The 14,173-nt window shown below is 60.1% G+C and carries 14 protein-coding genes; 4 read left to right on the forward strand and 10 right to left on the reverse strand.

Translation table 11 applies throughout. From position 1 onward, the window contains the following. Positions 1-61: 61 nt before the first annotated feature. From hpaI to ACW9IN_RS24870, 8 genes are all read right to left on the reverse strand, one after another. Positions 62-862: a 4-hydroxy-2-oxoheptanedioate aldolase gene (gene hpaI / locus ACW9IN_RS24835; protein WP_457368310.1), complete on the reverse strand. Its 801-nt coding sequence runs from the start codon at positions 860-862 to the stop codon at positions 62-64. Positions 863-877: 15 nt separating this feature from the next. Beyond that, positions 878-1,681, reverse strand: coding sequence for a 2-oxo-hept-4-ene-1,7-dioate hydratase (gene hpaH / locus ACW9IN_RS24840; RefSeq protein ID WP_457368311.1), 804 nt, complete (start codon positions 1,679-1,681; stop codon positions 878-880). An 11-nt stretch (positions 1,682-1,692) separates the two neighbouring features. Continuing rightward, positions 1,693-2,997, reverse strand: coding sequence for an MFS transporter (locus ACW9IN_RS24845; RefSeq protein WP_457368312.1), 1,305 nt, complete (start codon positions 2,995-2,997; stop codon positions 1,693-1,695). 65 nt (positions 2,998-3,062) lie between these two features. Beyond that, positions 3,063-3,458, reverse strand: coding sequence for a 5-carboxymethyl-2-hydroxymuconate isomerase (locus tag ACW9IN_RS24850; RefSeq protein ID WP_457368313.1), 396 nt, complete (start codon positions 3,456-3,458; stop codon positions 3,063-3,065). Between the two features lie 15 nt (positions 3,459-3,473). Continuing rightward, entirely contained in the window at positions 3,474-4,331 is an 858-nt protein-coding gene (hpaD, locus tag ACW9IN_RS24855) for a 3,4-dihydroxyphenylacetate 2,3-dioxygenase (RefSeq protein ID WP_457368314.1), read from the reverse strand. A 97-nt stretch (positions 4,332-4,428) separates the two neighbouring features. Next, entirely contained in the window at positions 4,429-5,889 is a 1,461-nt protein-coding gene (hpaE, locus tag ACW9IN_RS24860; protein ID WP_457368315.1) for a 5-carboxymethyl-2-hydroxymuconate semialdehyde dehydrogenase, read from the reverse strand. A gap of 5 nt (positions 5,890-5,894) precedes the next feature. Continuing rightward, complete coding sequence (locus ACW9IN_RS24865; RefSeq protein ID WP_457368316.1) at positions 5,895-6,665, reverse strand: fumarylacetoacetate hydrolase family protein; 771 nt, start codon at positions 6,663-6,665, stop codon at positions 5,895-5,897. Beyond that, entirely contained in the window at positions 6,662-7,327 is a 666-nt protein-coding gene (locus ACW9IN_RS24870) for a fumarylacetoacetate hydrolase family protein (protein ID WP_457368317.1), read from the reverse strand. The genes ACW9IN_RS24865 and ACW9IN_RS24870 overlap by 4 nt, the downstream gene beginning before the upstream one ends. 127 nt (positions 7,328-7,454) lie before the next feature. On the opposite strand from ACW9IN_RS24870, the gene hpaA reads away from it, so the two are divergent. The 4 genes from hpaA to ACW9IN_RS24890 all read left to right on the forward strand — a co-directional run bounded on the left by hpaA (position 7,455) and on the right by ACW9IN_RS24890 (position 11,834). Beyond that, positions 7,455-8,315 carry a 4-hydroxyphenylacetate catabolism regulatory protein HpaA gene (hpaA, locus tag ACW9IN_RS24875; protein WP_457368318.1) on the forward strand — a complete coding sequence of 287 codons (861 nt, stop codon included), beginning with the start codon at positions 7,455-7,457 and terminating at the stop codon, positions 8,313-8,315. 236 nt (positions 8,316-8,551) lie between these two features. Continuing rightward, positions 8,552-9,832, forward strand: coding sequence for a hypothetical protein (locus ACW9IN_RS24880; RefSeq protein ID WP_457368319.1), 1,281 nt, complete (start codon positions 8,552-8,554; stop codon positions 9,830-9,832). Between the two features lie 50 nt (positions 9,833-9,882). Then, on the forward strand, positions 9,883-10,860 hold the full coding sequence (locus ACW9IN_RS24885) for a hypothetical protein (protein WP_457368320.1): 978 nt from the start codon (positions 9,883-9,885) through the stop codon (positions 10,858-10,860). 53 nt (positions 10,861-10,913) lie between these two features. Then, positions 10,914-11,834 (forward strand): hypothetical protein, encoded by a 921-nt coding sequence (locus tag ACW9IN_RS24890; protein ID WP_457368321.1) that lies wholly within the window; start codon positions 10,914-10,916, stop codon positions 11,832-11,834. A gap of 9 nt (positions 11,835-11,843) precedes the next feature. Here ACW9IN_RS24890 and ACW9IN_RS24895 read toward each other — a convergent pair whose 3' ends face one another. After that, positions 11,844-13,265, reverse strand: a complete 1,422-nt coding sequence (locus ACW9IN_RS24895) for an efflux transporter outer membrane subunit (protein WP_457368322.1) — start codon at positions 13,263-13,265, stop codon at positions 11,844-11,846. Further along, positions 13,265-14,056 carry a helix-turn-helix transcriptional regulator gene (locus ACW9IN_RS24900; RefSeq protein WP_457368323.1) on the reverse strand — a complete coding sequence of 264 codons (792 nt, stop codon included), beginning with the start codon at positions 14,054-14,056 and terminating at the stop codon, positions 13,265-13,267. Before ACW9IN_RS24900 ends, ACW9IN_RS24895 begins: the two co-directional genes overlap by 1 nt. Positions 14,057-14,173 lie beyond the last annotated feature (117 nt).

Raw genomic sequence — 14,173 nt, forward strand, 5'->3', positions numbered from 1 at the left:
AGCTGGCTTATTTGTCACTGATACACCGCCATCGCAGGCAAGCCAGCTCCCACAGGGGATCTCAGTACACGCTGCCTGCGTCGTTGGCCTCGCAAGCTCCTTTGAATTTCCCGGCCAGCGCCTGCAACCCGCGCATCAACACTGTGGTGTCCACGCCCACCGCGACAAAGGTCGCACCCAACTCGATAGAGCGCCGCGCGAGGCTTTCATCGGCACTGAGAATCCCCGCTGCCTTGCCCGACTGCACGATGCGTTGTATCGCGTCTTCAATCGCCGCCTGCACCTCAGGGTGCCCGGGGTTGCCACGGTGGCCCATCGACGCACTCAAGTCCGCCGGGCCGATGAACACGCCGTCCACACCCTCGACGGCGGCAATCTCATCCAGGTTAGCCAGGCCTTCAAGGTTTTCGATCTGCACCAGCAGGCACATCTGTTCATCCGCCAAATCGAGGTAACCGGGGATGCTGTTCCAGCGCGAAGCCCGCGCCAATGCACTGCCCACACCCCGGATCCCTCGGGGCGGGTAGCGCAGGGCGCGCACCAGCTCGCGGGCCTGGGCGGCGCTTTCGACCATGGGCACCAGCAGGGTCTGGGCGCCGATGTCCAGCAGTTGCTTGATCAGCGCACTGTCGCCGATCACCGGACGGATCAACGCCTGGCTGGGGTAGGGCGCCACCGCCTGCAACTGGCCGAGCATGCCTTGCAGGTGATTGGGCGCGTGTTCGCCGTCGATCAGCAGCCAGTCGAAGCCGGCGTTGGCGGCCAGCTCCGCGCAGTACGCGTCGGCCAGGCCGAGCCACAGACCGATCTGTACGTCGCCGTTGCACAGGCGTTGTTTGAAGCGGTTGACGGGCATGTCCATGACAGTTCTCCAGGGTCAGACGAAGCGGCAGGCGATCGACCCCAGCAGGTCGTAGTCGACATGGAAGGTGTCGCCCGGGCTGGCGGCGACCGGGCGAGTGAACGAGCCGCCGAGGATGATCTGGCCCGGCAGCAGGGTCACGTCATAGGGCGCCAGTTTGTTGGCCAGCCAGGCCACGCCCTTGGCCGGATGGTTGAGCACCGCAGCCGAGACGCCGGACTCCTCGATCACGCCGTTGCGATACAGCACCGCCGGCACTTTGCGCAGGTCGATATCCGCAGGGCGCACGGCACGGCCACCGAGCACTACGCCAGCGTTGGCGGCGTTGTCGGAGATGGTGTCAAACACCTTGCGGGTCGCGTTTGTCTGCGGATCGATCTGCTGGATGCGCGCGTCGATGATTTCCAGCGCCGGGATCACCCACTCGGTGGCGTCGAGTACATCGAACACCGTGCAGTTCGGCCCCTTGAGTGGTTTGCCGAGAATGAACGCCAGCTCCACTTCCACCCGCGGCACGATGAAACGTTCGAAGGGAATGTCGCTGCCCTCGTCGAAAAACATGTCATCGAGCAACGCGCCGTAATCCGGTTCGGTGATGTTCGACGACACCTGCATGGCCCGCGAGGTGAGGCCGATCTTGTGGCCCTTCAACGTGCGGCCATCCTGGATCTTCTGCGCAACCCAGGCACGCTGGATCGCATAGGCGTCCTCGATGGTGATGCCCGGGTAGTCGAGGGAAAACTGGCGTACCTGTTCGCGGTTGCGTTCGGCGCGGTCGAGGCTGGCAGCGGCTGCGAGGATTTGCTGGGAGTCGAGCATGGCGACGGTCCTTAGTGCGGGTTGACGATGGTGGCGTGGGTGCGCAGCACCAGCAGGCCACCGAGGGCGATAAACAGGGCGAGTACGTACAGCGCCAGGCTGGCGCTCTGGGTGGCGTCGCGCATCCAGCCGATCAGGTAGGGCGCGAGGAACGCGGCGACGCTGCCGAACGAACTGATCATGGCGATGCCGGCGGCCTGGGTGGTGTGGGAGAGGAACGCCGGCGGCAGTTGCCAGAACATCGGCAGGGCCGCGCTGGCGCCCATGCCGGCAACCACCAGGCCGCCCATCACCAGCAGCGGGTTGTCCGGCGCCAGGCCGGCCACGGCGATGCCGACGGCGGCCATCAGCAATGGCACGCACAGGTGCCAGCGGCGTTCGCGGTGACGGTCGGACGAACGCCCGCAGCCGAGCATGAAAAAACAGCCGGCCAGATAGGGTACGGCGCTGAGCAGGCCGACCTGGCTGTCGCGACCGATGCCGGCGCCGTGGATCAGTGTCGGCATCCAGAACGCCAGGGTGTTCACCGCCAGCATCACCGCGAAATACACCGCCACCAGCAACCACACGTGCGGGTCACGCAGGATGCCGCCGAACGAGGTGATGGTCTTGCGTTGTTCTTCGCTGCGTAACTGGTCGCCGAGCTGCTGCTTTTGCTCGGTGGTCAGCCAGTGCACCGACTCGAAACTGTCCGGCAAGCCTCTGAGCACCACCAGGCCCAGCAACACCACCGGCAGCCCTTCGATCAGGAACATCCACTGCCAGCCGCGCAAGCCGCCAACGGCGTGGAAATGTTCGAGGATCGCCCCGGACAACGGCCCGCCCAGCACGCCGGCCATGGGCACGGCGATGGCGAACAGCGCCGTGACCTGGGCCCGCCGTCGCGCCGGGTACCAGCGGTTGAGGTACACCAGGATCCCCGGAAAAAACCCGGCCTCGGCCACCCCCAGCAAAAAGCGCAGCACGTAGAAACCCCGGGCGCTTTCCACCCACAGCATGCCGGTGGACAACAGCCCCCACACCACCATCAGGCTGGCGATCCAGCGCCGTGGTCCGACGCGGTCCAGCGCCAGGTTGCTGGGTACCCCGAACAAGGCGTAGGCGATGAAAAACAGTCCGGCGCCGAAGCCGTACACCGTGTCGCTGAAGTGCAGGTCGCTGCTCATCTGCACCTTGGCAAAACCGATGTTGATGCGGTCCAGATGGGCGAACAGGTAGCACACCAACAACAGTGGCATCAGGCGCCAGGTCACCAAACGATGGGTGCGGTCGTGCTCGACCAGCGTGCGGCTGGCCGTGGAATGGGCTGTGCTCATGGTCTTGTACTTTTTGTCTGAGTGGCCGTGGATATAAGCCCCTGCAGGAGCTGGCAAGCCAGCTCCTACAGGGAGGTGTGTTGACTCAGGAAGTCATGCACGTTGTTCTGCTTGAAATTCAATTGCGGGTGCAGTTCGACCATCTCGAACGACAGCGCCAGCAAGCGTTGCGCCTGCAACTCGGCAAAGTGCGCGGTGATCACCGCGAACACCGCTTCGGCCACCGCCTGGCGCGTGGCCAGGTCACGGCCATGGCCGACCTTGAGGGTCATGTGCACGAAGGCGTAGTCGTGTTGGCCATCGGCCATGCGCCAGGTGTCGAGGCGTACCGCCCGGCTGCGGATGCCGCCCAGGGGGAACACGCCACTGTCCCCCAATACGCGGTGGATCTTCTCGAACAGGCCGGGCAGGTCCGCCTGTGCTTCGAGGTTGTCGGTGTACTCGGCGATAAAGTGCGGCATGGGTTTCTCCCGTTTCTACAGTGGGAAAATCGCGTTGACCTGACCGGTGCCCGAACTGCCGAACGGCGGCGTGATGATCTCCGCCGGCTTGGCATAGTCCGGCCCGCCGAGCAGCCCCAGGAGCATGGCAGTGTCATGCATCTTGCCTTCGCCGAAGCAATGTTCGGCGTAGTCCGGCAGCATCGCGCAGAACTCCTTGAAGCGGGCCTGCTTCCACAGCTCCACCACGTGCAGGTCCACTTGTTTGTCGAACTCGCGGGTCCAGTTGTGGATATTGGCTTCGGCCTGGCGGTCGTCCGAGAAACGGTGGGACAACGAACCCGACGCCAGCACCAGCACCTTGCGGTCGCTCTTCTCGATGGCCCGGCGCACGGCGGCGCCAAACGCAAAGCTGTCTTCCAGGCGATGCCAGGCGCACCAGGCGGCGATGGAGATGACCTTGAATTTCTCGTCCTCCGGCACGCCCATGTGCATGTAGCGCATGGGCACCAGCGTGCCGTACTCCAGCTCCAGGCTCGGGATGTTGTGGGCCATGCTGCGCACCCCGGCTTCGTTGGCCTCGGCGGCGATCAGTTCGCCCAGCCCGGGGCAGCCGGGGTAGGCGTACTCCATGTTCTTGATGAAGTGCGGCAGCTCGTTGCTTGTGTAGGTGCCCTGGAATCGCTCGCCACAGTTGACGTGGTAACCGCTGTTGACCAGCCAGTGCACGTCGAACACCACCGCCGTGTCGGCGCCAAGCTCGCGGGCACGCCGACCGATCTCCTTGTGCCCGGCAATCGCCGCTTCGCGACAGCCGTGATGTTTGCCGGGCAACTCCGACAGGTACATCGACGGTACGTGGCAGATCTTCGCTGCCAGGACCACTTCGCCCATGATGATTCTCCTGAATACTTGTTCTTGTAAGGCCAGCGCGATCCTTGTGGGAGCAGGGCTTGCCCGGCTCCCACAGGAGAGTGTTTTTGCTTTGGAACTACACACCCCACCGCGGGATGTGGTGGCTGCCCATGGAAATGCACACGTTCTTGATCTCGGCAAACACTTCGAAGCTGTACTGGCCGCCCTCGCGCCCGGTGCCGGAGCCTTTGACCCCGCCGAATGGCTGGCGCAGGTCGCGCACATTCTGGCTGTTGATAAATACCATGCCGGCTTCGATTCCGCGCGCCAGACGATGGGCCTTGCCGATGTCCTGGGTCCAGATGTAGGAGGCCAGGCCGTATTCGGTGTCGTTGGCCAGTTGCAGGGCCTCGGCTTCGTCCTTGAACGGGATCAGGCACACCACCGGGCCGAAGATTTCTTCCTGGGCGATGCGCATCTTGTTGTTCACATCGGCAAACACTGTCGGCTGGATGAACTGGCCACGGCTCAGGTGCGCCGGCAGATTGGCCGGGCGTTCCAGGCCACCGGCGAGCAGGGTGGCGCCTTCTTCCAGGCCGATCTTGATGTAGCCGGTGACCTTGTCGTAATGGGCCTGGGTGATCATCGAGCCGACCTGGGTTTTCGGGTCTTGCGGGTCACCGACGATCAAGCGTTTGGCGCGCGCCGCAAATTCGGCGACGAACTGCGGGTACACGCTTTCCTGGATAAAGATCCGGCTGCCGGCGGTGCAGCGTTCGCCGTTGAGGGAAAAGATGGTGAACAGGGCGGCGTCGAGGGCACGTTCGAGGTCGGCATCCTCGAAGATCAGCACCGGCGATTTGCCGCCCAGCTCCATGGAGTACTTTTTCAGGCCGGCGGTCTGCATGATCTTCTTGCCGGTGGCGGTGCCGCCGGTAAAGGAAATCGCCCGCACGTCCGGGTGGCGAACCAGCGCATCGCCGGCGGTGGCGCCGTAGCCCTGGATCACGTTGAGCACGCCGTTGGGAATCCCGGCTTCCACCGCCAGGCGCCCCAGTTCATTGGCGGTCAGCGGCGACAGTTCCGACATCTTCAACACCGCCGTATTGCCCAGGGCCAGGCACGGCGCGGTCTTCCAGGTGGCGGTCATGAACGGCACGTTCCACGGCGACACCAACCCGCACACACCCACCGGCTGGTACAGGGTGTAGTTGAGCATCTGGTCGTCCACCGGGTAACTGTGGCCGTCCATGCGCGTGCAGACTTCGGCGAAGAAATCGAAGTTGTGGGACGCGCGGGGGATCAGCACGTTTTTGGTCTGGTGGATCGGCAAGCCGGTGTCGAGGGTTTCCAGTTCGGCCAGGCGCGGCACGTTCTGTTCGATCAGCTCACCGAGCTTGCGCATCAGGCGCGCACGCTCCTTGGCCGGGGTGTTGGCCCACTTGGGGAACGCTTCTTTTGCCGCGGCGACCGCCTGGGCGACTTCTTGCGCGCCGCCGCTGGCCACTTCGCCAATGGCCTCGCCGGTGGCCGGGTTGTAATTGACGAATACGTCTTTGCTCTCGACCTCACGGCCATCGATCCAGTGTTTGATCATGCTGCTTACGCCTCTTTCCGGGCGGAGAAAAAGTCCGCCTCGCTGACAATTCGGTTGACCAGGCGGCCCACGCCTTCGACTTCCACCACCACTTCATCGCCGGGCACCACGTCGGCCAGGCCCTCGGGCGTGCCGGTGGCGATCATGTCGCCGGGTTGCAGGGTCATGAAGCTCGACAGGTATTCGATGAGGTAGGGGATATCGAAAATCATGTCGCGGGTGCTGCCTGCCTGGCGCAGCTCACCGTTGATCCAGGTGCGCAGGGTGAGGTTGGCCGGGTCCGGCACGTCGGCCACGTCGACGATCCACGGGCCGACCGGGGTGGTGGCGTCGCGGTTTTTCACGCGCAGGTTGGGGCGGTAGTAGTTTTCCAGGTAGTCGCGGATCGCGTAGTCGTTGCACACCGTGTAGCCGGCCAGATAGTCCAGGGCGTCGGCGCGCTTGACGTTGCGCGCAGTCTTGCCGATGACTGCCACCAGCTCGCACTCGTAGTGCATGTAGGCGACGTTGTCCGGGCGCCAGGTGACCTGGCGGTGGCCGGTGTAGGTGCCCACGGACTTGATGAAGGCCAGCGGCTCGGTCGGTGGCGTGAAGGCCAGTTCGGCGGCGTGGTCGGCGTAGTTCAAGCCCAGGGCGAACATGCTGCCGGTGGCCGGTGGCAGCCACTCGACCTGGTCCTCGGCGAGCAGGCGGCCGTCGCTCAGGCGCACGGCGTTGTCGGCCTCGACCGTCACGGCGTGGATTTCATTTTCATAGCGGATGCGGGCGTGTTTCATGCTGGGGTCTCCGCTTGGATCTGATTGGTCAGGCGACCTACGCCGCTGATCTCCACTTCAACCCTGTCGCCTGGCACTACATCCACGCGGCCTTCGGGCGTGCCGGTGATCAGCACGTCGCCAGGGTGCAGGGTCATGAACTCGCTGATTTCGGCGATCAACTGCGGGATGTCTCGCACCCAATTCGCGGTGGAGTTTTCCTGGCGCAGTTCACCGTTGACCCACAGTTTCAGGCTCAACTGATTGGCGTTTGCCACCTGATCGCGTGGAACCAGTTGCGGCCCCAGCGCGCAGAACCCATCGCGGCATTTGGCTTTGACGGCAGGGCGGTAGTAGCTGTCTTCCGGCAGGCTGAATTCGTTGACCACCACATAGCCGGCCACATGTTCCATGGCGGTGTCCGCGCTGACACGGCTCGCGCGCTGGCTGATCACCACACCCAGCGCCGGGCCGGGTTGCAGGCGCTCGCCCTGTGGTTGCAACACCACGCCACCGTGTTCGTTGCGGGTATTCGGCGTCTTGATGAACAGCACCGGCTTGCTCGGCGGCTTCTGGTAGGGCGCCTGCTGGAAGGTGGCGAGATGCCGATCCAGCAGGCCCTGGTAGTTCAGCGCGACGCCGAACAGGGTGCCGCTGGCAACATCATGCTGGGTACGGCTCATGCGTTTCTCCTGACGGTGGGACGACTGCTGGGGTAGTTCGTTAATGTGTTAACGTTATAATTAATATGTTAACTACCGTCAAGCGTGGCAAAATCCTCCGGCATTCAAATAACAACAAGGGGGCAGCGTGAAGCCGATTCCCAATATCAACATCGGACAGGTCTACGACCAGCGCTACAGCGACGCCGAGGTGCATTACGACAAGCTTGGCAACCTGGCGGGTTTTTTCGGGCGCAACATGCCCGTGCACCGGCATGACCGGTTCTTCCAGGTGCATTACGTGAAGAGCGGCGCGGTGCGGGTGTATCTGGATGACCGCCAGTTCGTGGAGTCGGGCCCGATGTTTTTCCTCACGCCACCCACGGTGCCCCACGCGTTTGTCACTGAAGCCGATGCGGATGGGCATGTGCTGACGGTGCGCCAGCAATTGGTGTGGGCCTTGATCGACGCCGACCCCAGCCTGGCCTCCGGCGCCGCATGCGTGGCGCTCGGGTCACAGGCTCAGGCGCTCGATCCGTTGTTCGATGCGCTGTGCGACGAAATCAACGCCGAACGGGCAGGGCGCGCCGCCGCCCTGGACAGCCTCACGCGGGTGATCATGATTCGCCTGCTGCGGCTGTGCGCGCACTCGCTGCCATCGCGCCCGACCCGCCACGAAGACCTGCGCATCTTCCATCGTTTCAACGAACTGATCGAAGCCCACTACCTGGAACACTGGCCGCTGGCGCGCTATGCCGAGGGGATTGGCGTGACCGGGGCACGGCTCAACGAAGTCTGCCGACGCATGGCCGACCTGCCGTCCAAGCGCCTGATCCTCGAACGGGTGATGCAGGAGGCCAAGCGCCTGTTGCTGTTCACCGGCAGCTCGGCGAACGAAATCTGCTACCAACTGGGCTTCAAGGACCCGGCGTATTTCAGCCGCTTTTTCCTGCGTTATGCGCAGATGACGCCGGGGGAGTACCGGCTGCGGCAGTCGGGTTTGGGTTGACCGCCAATCAGCCGTTGTCTCGTACGCTTTGAAAGTCCGACGTGGTGTTACCTTGGGGGAATAACACATATCAGAAATGTTCCCTTGCATTTATTTGCCCGTGAAGTCTGTTGATACAAGACAGGTATCAACGAGCAGGAACCTCTCGACTTTCGCAACCACTGATTAATCGCACTGGCGCCTATCGTTAGTGTGTTGTTGTTTATAAAATATTAATAATTTGTGGTCGAGGTTATATGTTGGGTTCATTAGCACAACACAATAATTTATTGAGTGCTCGAGCGTTTTCGGCGGATTATTTAGTGGGGGCGAGCAATACGCATACGAATCGCATCACCGATATGCCGCGTGCTGAAGGGCGAATGGATCCATATCCTGCGCCGTGGGCGAATGATGTTGTTGAGTCTCCGGGAGATAGGGGGGAGGCGAGTGTTCTCCTTGAAAAGCTGTTGAGTACATTAAAGAATGTTTTTGAAACATTATCCTCCCTTCGGCAGTCTGTGCCCGGTGAAAGGTCAACGAATGCATTATCATCCTCAGTAACCGTCAAGCCTGTGATACCGGCTTCCACAGGTCCCGGGAATGACCCGTCAGATGTACCCGAAACGGTCACCGAAGCGGTCTCTCCGGATGAAGACGAACTTGATCCCTTTGATGAACTTATTCCGGTTGATGGCACCCCGAGTGAAGAAGCTGTCAAGCCACTTGAATATGCACTTGATCCCTTTGATGACTTTATGAGACCGCTTGGTCCGCATCGGGGAGCAGGTATCAGTTTGATTGATTATGAACGCAAGCGCATAGGCAGTAGGGCAGTGGAGTTTGACGTGGCTGACTTACCGCTTTCAAATAAACCTAAAGGTGAGAAACCGAGCGATATGAAGCATGGCCTTGTTGCCATCCACATACCTTTCCCATGGCTGGGGAAGGACAAGCGCACGCCGTATGTGGAAGTTATAAAGATGGCCATGGAGAAATTCGGTCAAAGTGCAGAGAGTGTTTTTGATGAGGTGACAGCAACAGCGACGGGTTACAACGTCACGATGAAAGATGGATTTAAATTGCACATTACCAACCAAGAATTACGACTGGCCCGAAAGGCCAGCAGGTTTGGAGGTGCAGATGAGGGAATGTTGGGGGATGCTTATTTCATGTTCGGTGTAATGTGCAAGCGCCAGCAAATTAATCAAAATGATTATGCCGCCGGTGTCCAAGCCCGTGAAGCTGAATTTGAAAAGCAATACCCTAATATCCCTGTTTATAGTCGGATAACGTCCCTTGATTATCTTGGCGTGTTGAGGAAAAGTTACGGGTTAGACAAGCCACGAGATCGTCTAGTCGGCTTGCTGGGATTGGGTGGGCATATGACCGAGGAAGAGATAAAGGCTGGAAAGTATGAGCCTTATGTCCATCAGCATGCAGGTGCCGGTATGAATGCGAGGGGCGAAGCCGTTGAGGTGGCTCCCTATTCCGGGCTGGGATTGTCTATCGACGATAAAGCCAGGCTCAACGCTTAAGGCTGATCTGATTAGTATTTGTCGATAAATAATAAAGTAGAAAGGTTGTCATGACAGTGTTCTCCGTTAAAGATGCATTATCCAGCGCTCATTACGACGTCAGGCCGTCGGAAGTTGAAACGTTGACTGCGCATAAATCATTAGCGCCAGTGCGCGCCGCGATTGCTACATCAAGACAAGGCAGTCTTCGGGCTCTTCCTGATGACCCTTCCCATTTATTCACGAGGCTTGGAAGCCTGGTTACGACATTGAGCGCTCTGGTCTCACGTTTGAACGATACGTCTGAACGCGGCGTGACTGTCGATAAAGAGAGCCGAGGGGCAACCCTTCCTCCGGTCACTCCCGCGAATTCAAGTCCCATAGCCACTATTCCGTCAGCCCTTGTTGAAGGAAATACTTCTGATTTCAAGGAACTACTGTTTCCTGCGGCCAATAGCGATGCCCGGACAGATAAGCTGGAGAATAACGATATATGGGGCGGGTTTAAGCAAGGTCCAACAGATAATTGCGTGACGGTAGCTGCTATAAAGGCGGCCATGGCCAAGTTTGGAACAAATCCCCGGGATATTTATAAAGAAGTCATCAGTGTGGGGGAAGGTTTTAAAGTGACGATGAGGGACGGTTTCCCCTTGATGATAACTAATGAAGAATTGGAAGAGGCTAAATATGGTGCTGGTTTTGAAACGGGTAATGATAAAGGCCGACTTTTTCTAAGTGCAGTATTTTTATTTGCAGTGAGTGCAAAGCGCGCTCAAATGGAAGACAACGATGGCATTGGCCATCACGGTTTTGAGACGGCCATGGGGACTTTGAATGATGGTGAAAGTGCCGGCGAGGGCCTGCTTCGTCTTGGGCTCAAAAATCACATGGTTAAAACCAATGTCAGGGAACTCATGCAGGGCGCGATTGGCACGATCGCAACTGATTCACATGATATGGCTGTGGTGGATGGTTATTTGGAGTCTTATGGCGTTAGAGGACGGCTGACAAGGGGCCTACATTGGAAGCGCGGAGTCAAGCTTGTATAGCGCTTTTCCAACGGCGAACTGACCGGCAAAATAGATTGAATAGAGAATATTATATGGATGTTTCCAGAACGAACTCAGATACCTCCGGAGGATGGGGCAATGCGCAGCTTACCCCCATTGGGTTGCGCACAGAAGTGCCGGAGAAATTTGAAAAAATAAACGGTCGTGCTCTTCATGAGCTCGCAGCGTTGGTTGATGAACTCCGGGTGTTATTGGAGACGTTTTCACCGCCGCTGCTGAAGTCCAGTTCAGCGGATGCGCATCAGCCGTTGAGGTCGGCAGCGGTAAATCCCAAGACACTCTCTAATCTGCAGTACAATAATTATTCTGAATATCCATTGCTTAAGTCAGATAAAGGAGATATGGGATTTATCGCTGGTGGGCCTGATGCTGCTGGTGTAAAACCCACTGATATTTTTACTGATTTCACCCAGGGCGGTCAGGGGCATTGCGCTGCGGTAGCCGCTATCAAGGCCGCGATGATGAGGTTTGGGCATAGCCCGTATGGCATATATAAGAACATTGAGGCCGTCGCCGATGGTTTCAATATTGTGATGCGCGATGGCTTCTCTCTTCACGTGACTCACGGCGAAATAAGGCATGCAACTACCATTGCCGACTTTAGGTGTGGTTCGCCGAACGATGTATTGACGAATGCCAATTTTTTATTTGCGGTGACCGCCAAGCGAATGCAGAAAGAACGCCTTTTTTTCGATAGTTTCACGACCTTTGAAGAGTGCGTTGGCTCGCTAAATTCAGGGGCCCATCCCGGTGACATTTTACGGCGTATGGGATTGGGTACGCGTATCGTGGGTGCATCGATGAAAGACCTCAGGAATGGGGCGATAGGCACTTTATGGACACTGGGTCATGTCGGTGTGGTTGCAGGTGGTTACTTGGATCATTACGGCAAGGTCAAACTTACTGATACTAATAGAGGCATCGCCGGTAACATCGGTATTAAATTGATTTAATGCCATTCGTTAACGAGTCGTGATGTAACCAGTGCCGTCCCAGGCGCCACCCAACGCCGTGTACAGGTTCACTTCCGCCACCAACTGCGCCAACCGGTCGACGATCAGCGCCTGCTGCGAGCTGAACAATGTCCGCTGGGCATCGAGGAACGTCAGGTTGCTGTCCACACCGCTGCGGTAACGGTGTTGCGCCAGGTTGTAATAAGTCTGGTTGGCGGCGACGAAGTCCCGTTGGGCATTGAGCTGGTCGGTGAAGGTCTGGCGCGCAGCGAGGCCGTTGGCGACTTCCTGGAAGGCGGTCTGGATGGATTTTTCGTAGTTGGCCACCGAGATGTCTTTTTGCAGCTTGGCGTAATCGAGACTGGCGCGCAGGCTGCCGGCGTTGAAGATCGGCAGGTTGATCTGCGGCTGGAAGGTCCAGGTGCCGGCACCGCCCTTGAACAGACCGGACAATTCGGTGCTGGTGCTGCCCGCGTTGGCGGTCAGGCTCACCGACGGAAAGAACGCGGCCCGCGCCGCGCCGATATTGGCGTTGGCGGCCCGCAACTGGTATTCGGCCTGGAGGATATCCGGGCGCCGTTGCAGCAGGTCGGAGGGCAAGCCGGCGGGCACGCGGGCCACCAGGTCGTCGGCCAGTGCGCGCGACGGCAGATTCTCGTCCACCGGGCCGCCGACCAACAGGGCCAGGCTGTTCAGGTCCTGGGCCACTTGGCGTTCGTAACGCGCCACGCTGGCGCGGGTGCTTTCGACGCTGGTGCGGGCTTGCACCACGTCCAGCGCCGAGGCCTTGCCGGCGTTTTTGCTGCCTTGGGTCAGGCGCAGGCTGTGGTCGTTGGCGTCCAGGGTCTGGCGGGCCAGGACCAGCAGTTCCTGGTCGGCGCGCCAGGTCAGGTAGGCATTGGCGACGTTGGCCACCAGGCTCAGTTGCGCACTGCGCCGGGCCTCTTCGGTGCCGAGGTAGTTGAGCATCGCCTGTTCGCTGAGGCTGCGCACGCGGCCGAACAGGTCCAGCTCATAGGCGCTGATACCCAGGGTCGCGGAATAACTGGAAGTGATCGCCGATTGTCCGGTGCCGGTCACACTGCCCGGCAGCCGCTGGCGTTTGCCGGCCCCGGTGGCGGAGACCGCCGGAAACAGGTCCGCGCGCTGGATACGGTACTGCGCCTGGAACGCCTCGACGTTCAGCACCGCCACCCGCAGGTCGCGGTTATTCAGCAGGGCCTCGCCGATCAGCTGACGCAGCGCCGGGTCGTGAAACAGCACTGCCCAGTCGCTGCCCGCATCCAGGCTGCCGGATTGCGCCAGGCGGTACACGCCGTCTTGGGGGTACTGGGCCGGCGTCGGTGCGGCGGGGCGCTGGTAGTCGGGGATCAGCGAGCAGCCGCCGAGCATCCAGGCCACCCCGAAGGTGGTGATCATCCGTGTGTTCATCAGGCGCCGACCATCCATTTGGCCAGGCCGTGGCGGCCACTCACGCCCAGCTTGGCGGCGGCACGCTTGAGGTAGGTTTCGATCGAGCTGTTTTTCACGCTGAGTTTTTCCGCCATTTGCGGCACGGTGCCGCCGGTCAACAGGCCCAGGCAGACTTCCTGCTCACGGGCCGAAAGGGTGATGTCGCCCAACGACAGGCGCTTGTAGAACTCACGCTGCAATTGCGATTGCTCCAGCAGCGTGTGGGCCGGTTCGACAGCGTCCTGAGGCGCCTGGCGCAGCAATTGCGCATGGCGCTCGATCAGCGGCAGCAGGGTGTCCGACAGGCTTTTGAGAAACGACAGTTCTGCCAGGGAAAACCCGCGCTGGGTCGGGGGCCGGTACAGGGAAATCACGCAGCGCCGGTTGGCCTGACGCGACACCAGGTTGCACTGGTGCGAGCTGCCACGGGGGTGGGCGCTGTTGGGCTTGGCCTTCATCTGGATCAGCAGCGGGTCTTGCATGCCGAGCATTTCGCGCAGCAGCGGGTGGTCGTGCGCCGGGTGCAGGGTCAGGGGCGCCAGGTCCTGTTTCTGGCCGGCGCTGCCCAGCAGCTTGATATCGAGCACGCGGTCGCGGGCTTCGTCCAGGGTCCATTCACTGAGGTCCACCAGGTGAATCGGCACCCATTTGTCCACCAGGTGCAGCATGGTCGAGGCAAAGTCTTCGTGGCCGCTGTTTGAAATCAACTCGCCCATTTCAGCGTAAAAATGTGGGCTTTCCGTGTTGCCAATGCTGCGCTTAAGACTCATAGCCATCTCATCCTTGATGTCGAAAACCGTCCTCCTTGAACGCAGGTCGGCGATCGAGAATTTATTTAGCCATAGGAATTTGTCCTACGTATGTAGCGGAAACGAGGGACACAACCT

Source organism: Pseudomonas sp. SDO5271_S396 (assembly GCF_054071795.1).

Excerpts from the sequence above, each read along its gene's own strand:
- ACW9IN_RS24880 (WP_457368319.1), top strand. The coding sequence starts at position 8,552 with ATGTTGGGTTCATTAGCACAACACAATAATTTATTGAGTGCTCGAGCG.
- ACW9IN_RS24865 (WP_457368316.1), bottom strand. The coding sequence starts at position 6,665 with ATGAAACACGCCCGCATCCGCTATGAAAATGAAATCCACGCCGTGACG.
- ACW9IN_RS24845 (WP_457368312.1), bottom strand. The coding sequence starts at position 2,997 with ATGAGCACAGCCCATTCCACGGCCAGCCGCACGCTGGTCGAGCACGAC.
- ACW9IN_RS24870 (WP_457368317.1), bottom strand. The coding sequence starts at position 7,327 with ATGAGCCGTACCCAGCATGATGTTGCCAGCGGCACCCTGTTCGGCGTC.
- ACW9IN_RS24850 (WP_457368313.1), bottom strand. The coding sequence starts at position 3,458 with ATGCCGCACTTTATCGCCGAGTACACCGACAACCTCGAAGCACAGGCG.
- hpaD (WP_457368314.1), bottom strand. The coding sequence starts at position 4,331 with ATGGGCGAAGTGGTCCTGGCAGCGAAGATCTGCCACGTACCGTCGATG.
- ACW9IN_RS24890 (WP_457368321.1), top strand. The coding sequence starts at position 10,914 with ATGGATGTTTCCAGAACGAACTCAGATACCTCCGGAGGATGGGGCAAT.
- hpaI (WP_457368310.1), bottom strand. The coding sequence starts at position 862 with ATGGACATGCCCGTCAACCGCTTCAAACAACGCCTGTGCAACGGCGAC.
- ACW9IN_RS24900 (WP_457368323.1), bottom strand. The coding sequence starts at position 14,056 with ATGAGTCTTAAGCGCAGCATTGGCAACACGGAAAGCCCACATTTTTAC.
- ACW9IN_RS24885 (WP_457368320.1), top strand. The coding sequence starts at position 9,883 with ATGACAGTGTTCTCCGTTAAAGATGCATTATCCAGCGCTCATTACGAC.
- ACW9IN_RS24895 (WP_457368322.1), bottom strand. The coding sequence starts at position 13,265 with ATGAACACACGGATGATCACCACCTTCGGGGTGGCCTGGATGCTCGGC.
- hpaE (WP_457368315.1), bottom strand. The coding sequence starts at position 5,889 with ATGATCAAACACTGGATCGATGGCCGTGAGGTCGAGAGCAAAGACGTA.
- hpaH (WP_457368311.1), bottom strand. The coding sequence starts at position 1,681 with ATGCTCGACTCCCAGCAAATCCTCGCAGCCGCTGCCAGCCTCGACCGC.